The sequence below is a fragment of the uncultured Halopseudomonas sp. genome (genome assembly GCF_963977355.1).
Lineage (GTDB): Bacteria > Pseudomonadota > Gammaproteobacteria > Pseudomonadales > Pseudomonadaceae > Halopseudomonas.
Map to the genome: position 1 here is coordinate 1 of NZ_CAXBOV010000055.1, position 3,738 is coordinate 3,738.

The 3,738-nt window shown below is 53.6% G+C and carries 5 protein-coding genes; 4 read left to right on the plus strand and 1 reads right to left on the minus strand.

The window, feature by feature from the left end; translation table 11 throughout:
• Positions 1–41 precede the first annotated feature (41 nt).
• The 3 genes from AAC076_RS17245 (at position 42) to AAC076_RS17255 (ending at position 1,497) form a co-directional block, all read left to right on the plus strand.
• Positions 42–317: a hypothetical protein gene (locus AAC076_RS17245; protein WP_339848077.1), complete on the plus strand. Its 276-nt coding sequence runs from the start codon at positions 42–44 to the stop codon at positions 315–317.
• A complete protein-coding gene (locus tag AAC076_RS17250; RefSeq protein WP_339848080.1) occupies positions 314–736 on the plus strand; it encodes a DoxX family protein in 423 nt (140 codons plus the stop codon). The genes AAC076_RS17245 and AAC076_RS17250 overlap by 4 nt, the downstream gene beginning before the upstream one ends.
• Positions 737–813: 77 nt before the next feature.
• On the plus strand, positions 814–1,497 hold the full coding sequence (locus AAC076_RS17255; RefSeq protein WP_339848083.1) for a haloacid dehalogenase type II: 684 nt from the start codon (positions 814–816) through the stop codon (positions 1,495–1,497).
• 280 nt (positions 1,498–1,777) lie between these two features.
• Here the strand turns inward: AAC076_RS17255 and AAC076_RS17260 are convergent, their stop codons facing one another.
• Positions 1,778–2,383 carry a sigma-70 family RNA polymerase sigma factor gene (locus tag AAC076_RS17260; protein WP_339848085.1) on the minus strand — a complete coding sequence of 202 codons (606 nt, stop codon included), beginning with the start codon at positions 2,381–2,383 and terminating at the stop codon, positions 1,778–1,780.
• A 550-nt stretch (positions 2,384–2,933) separates the two neighbouring features.
• On the opposite strand from AAC076_RS17260, the gene AAC076_RS17265 reads away from it, so the two are divergent.
• Positions 2,934–3,545, plus strand: a complete 612-nt coding sequence (locus AAC076_RS17265; protein WP_339848088.1) for a LysE family transporter — start codon at positions 2,934–2,936, stop codon at positions 3,543–3,545.
• Positions 3,546–3,738: the final 193 nt, after the last annotated feature.

Sequence of the window (3,738 nt, forward strand, 5' to 3'; positions counted from 1 at the left end):
TGGGTGGGTCAAAATTGTTGGCCAGAGGTGGGTCAGATTAATTGGCCATTAACATCGATGCACTACGCGACGAAAAGGCCCTGCCGAACGCCAAGCTTGAGGCATTGAGAACCTTCGTTCTTGCGGTAGTGCGCAAGCGTGGGGAAGTCAGCAAGCAGGAGCTGAATGATTTTTACGCTGCGGGTTACGCCCAGCAACAGGTTCTTGAGGTAATCCTTGGAGTCTCGCAAAAGGTAATGAGCAACTACGTTAACCATATTGCCAAAACACCAGTCGACGAGCCGTTCAAGAAATTTGCTTGGGAGAAATCACAGTGAAAGCGTGGTCTTTGCTTGGCTTGAGAGTATCGATGGGATGGCTTCTGGTCATATGGGGAGCAGACAAGATTTTCAACACCGCCCACGGTATCGCCGTGGCGGAGAAATTCTACTTCGGCTTTCTTGCCTCGGATCTTCTGCTGCCCATCGCTGGCCTGGTTCAGGTTTTGATCGGCCTTGCGGTGGTAATAGGCATTTTCCGCAAATGGGTTTACGGCCTACAGCTCCTTTTTAATGCGGCCTCGTTACTGGCGGTATCAGCGTCGGTTATTGATCCTTGGGGCTGGTATCTGGGTAATACCAATGCTCTTTTCTACCCTTCATTGATTATCTTTGCAGCCAGTGTGTTGCTGATCGCATTCAAGGGTGAAGACCGTTTGTGCCTTGACGCCAGATGGCATGGTCCTAGAGCCTCCTGAGGTTTTGCAGACCAAAGCTTTCACCTGGGCCAGCTTGTCGCTGGCCGTTTTCGCTGGTTGTCACCCAAGGAGTTCCCATGAGCATGAAACCTGCGGTAGTGGTGTTCGATGTGATCGAAACCCTGTTTCCACTTGAACCCCTGCGCGTCGAGCTCGAAACTGCTGGCTTGCCTGGCCATACACTGGAAACATGGTTTGCGCAGTTACTTCGCAACGCCTTTGCACTCAATGCAACCGACAGCTACAGCCCTTTTCGCGACGTCGCGCTTGATACGCTTGAGTCGATTGCCAGGGCAAACGGGGTTTTGCTGACTCCGGAGCAGCGTGCGCAGATCATCGGTACCTTTGCCCAGCTTGATGCCTATGATGATGTGGCGCCCGCCATGGGTCGTCTGGCCGAAAGTGGAATGCGGATGGTCGCGCTCACTAACGGCAGCCAAGAGGTCACCAACAAGCTTCTGTCCCGTGCCGGAGTAAAGGATTTTATCGAGCAGGTTATCTCGGTTGATGAGGTGCAATTGTGGAAGCCGCGCAAGGAGGTCTATCTGCACTGTGCCCAGCGATGCGGCGTTGAGCCCGCGGCAATGACGCTTATCGCATGCCACGGTTGGGATATCCACGGCGCGCACAAGGCAGGCATGGGAACCGCGTTCCTGGGTAGAAGTGGCAAGCGATTTCCAGAAATCATGAACAAGCCAGATTACACCGCCGAGCGCCTGGATCTTATCGTGGATGCACTACTTGATGGCCGGGCGCGGTGAGGAGTCAATCCGGTAATGAGTGTATGAGACTGGCTCGCCGGATTTGAACACGCCTATAGGCTTGCCCCGTTCTCCTGGAGCGCCTTCAACACTGTGGCAACTTCCTGGGGCTGTGCCGGCAATGGGAGATGTTTGAGGACGTCAGAAGTCATCGACAGCTGTTTTATGTAACGGCGACAATGCCGGCACATGCTTATGTGCATCATCACTGCCATACGAGAATTGAAGCTCAAATTCTGGTCGATGATATCCGAGCCCATTTCCGACATTTCCCAGCAACTCAGCATGTGCCTTCCTCCTCGAAATGATTCAACATCGCATGCATGGTTTGCCTCGCCCGGTGCAATAGCACACGAATATTGCCTTCGCTGAGTCCCAGCTCCGCAGCGATTTCCTCGAACCCCAGACCGCCCATTTCCCGCAACATGACCACGCCCCTCTGTGCTTCCGGGAGTTTATGCAGATGCTTGTTGATGCACTCTTGTAGCTCCGCCTCGGTGAGTAGCGCATCGGGGGTTTCGTGGTGCCAGGTATGCAGTGGAGCCTGCCAGCCGCCACTTTCCTTGAATCTGTTCGCGATGGGTGATTCGACACTTGCCTCAGCTGAGTCCAGTGATACCTCGCGCTGATGTTTGCGCAGTAACCCTTTGGCTTCATTCAGTGCGATTCGAGCAAGCCATGTCCTGAATTGACTGCGACCTTCAAAGCTGTCGATCGCTCCCAGTGCCTTTATCCAGGTGTTCTGAACCACGTCATTAGCCAGGTCATCACCTACCAGCGGCCTAACCATCGTGATAAGGAACCCGTGGTGCAGGTATACCGCTTTCTCGGCAGCTCCGGGCTTGCGCTTTTTGAGGTCTGCCAGCAACGCTGATTCGTCGGTCATAAGGTAAGGCGTTTCTCAAAAAAGGTTGGATGAATGGGGATTATCTTTGTTACGGATCTAGATGAAGTAAAGGAACGCAACAAAGTCAGTGGTGCTGCGTTAGTGTAAAGCAGTCAGCGCATATCGCGGTTTTCTGGAAACAGTTTCAGCAACTTCTGTGGCTTGTCGACTGCTGGGCCATCGGCGAGAGTTGGTATACCGCAGAACAGGTTATTGCCATGCTGATGTTCTAGGAATTGACCACGCCTAACCTTCATGATTTACCCATTTTAGGCCCCCCTGGTTTCGGGCCGCTGACGGTTAAATGGGCTTTTCGGGTTTCTGTGAAAGTACCAATACAAATCTGTTTGCTTGTTTGTCGTGCTTATTCTCTGAGGTCTCGATTGACGGCCCGAATAGGAGCATTGTATTCGCGGTGGGATTTTCGAGCTTTTGATCCGAGATGGTGAGGCTCCAAACTCGCCTGTGCTCCCCCTGATCGCAAAAAACCGTGACGGGCAAGGCAATTGGTTAACTGCGCAGATTCACAACACTGGAGTACCGTCGGACCATGGCACTTGAAACCTGGTTGATCTATCTGCTGGCGGCTACCGGTCTGTCGTTGTCGCCCGGCCCAAATGGCTTGCTGGCGCTGACCCATGGCGCACTGTATGGCCGTCGCATGACGCTCTTCACCATTCTGGGCGGCTGCATTGGTTTCGTCGTCGTCATCGCACTGTCGATGTTTGGCATTGGTGCACTACTCAGCGCGTCGCTGGCCTGGCTGACGGTGCTGAAATGGGTCGGCGGCGCTTATCTGGTCTGGCTTGGAATCCAGGTCTGGCGCTCACCGCCCATTGGTATCGCCGCCCACACTGCGGCCGTTCCCCGGGCGCCAGGTTCGCTGTTTCGTCAGGGCGCACTCGCCGCCATCAGCAACCCCAAGGTGATATTGTTCTTCGCCGCGTTTCTGCCCCAATTCATAGATCCGACCCGCAGCCTGTTGATTCAGTTTGTTGTACTGGCGGGCACTTTCGCAGTAGTGGAATTCAGTATCGAACTCCTGGTAGCCAGTCTGGCCAATCGCATCAGCAAGTGGCTTGCCAGAGTCGGGCGCCGTTTCAATCAAGGCTGTGGTGCTGCTTTTATAGCCATTGGCGTTGTATTGCCGCTGCGTTCCTAGGGCTGTGCGGTTAGCTGGAGCCAGATGAACATTAGTATTCTGGTTCTTTGCTAGCCGTACAGGTTTGCGTTCTCTAACTAATTACCTATTAGGGAGATATGCTCATCTGACCACTTTTTTGACTTGCTGGGACCGGCGGCTATCGGCCCAGAGTGTGTAAAAACACTTTTCGCATGTTGGATGACTAAGCCCA

What these genes read in the sequence shown, in the direction of transcription:
- AAC076_RS17255 (WP_339848083.1), top strand. Translation starts at nt 814, where the DNA reads ATGAGCATGAAACCTGCGGTAGTGGTGTTCGATGTGATCGAAACCCTG.
- AAC076_RS17260 (WP_339848085.1), bottom strand. Translation starts at nt 2,383, where the DNA reads ATGACCGACGAATCAGCGTTGCTGGCAGACCTCAAAAAGCGCAAGCCC.
- AAC076_RS17265 (WP_339848088.1), top strand. Translation starts at nt 2,934, where the DNA reads ATGGCACTTGAAACCTGGTTGATCTATCTGCTGGCGGCTACCGGTCTG.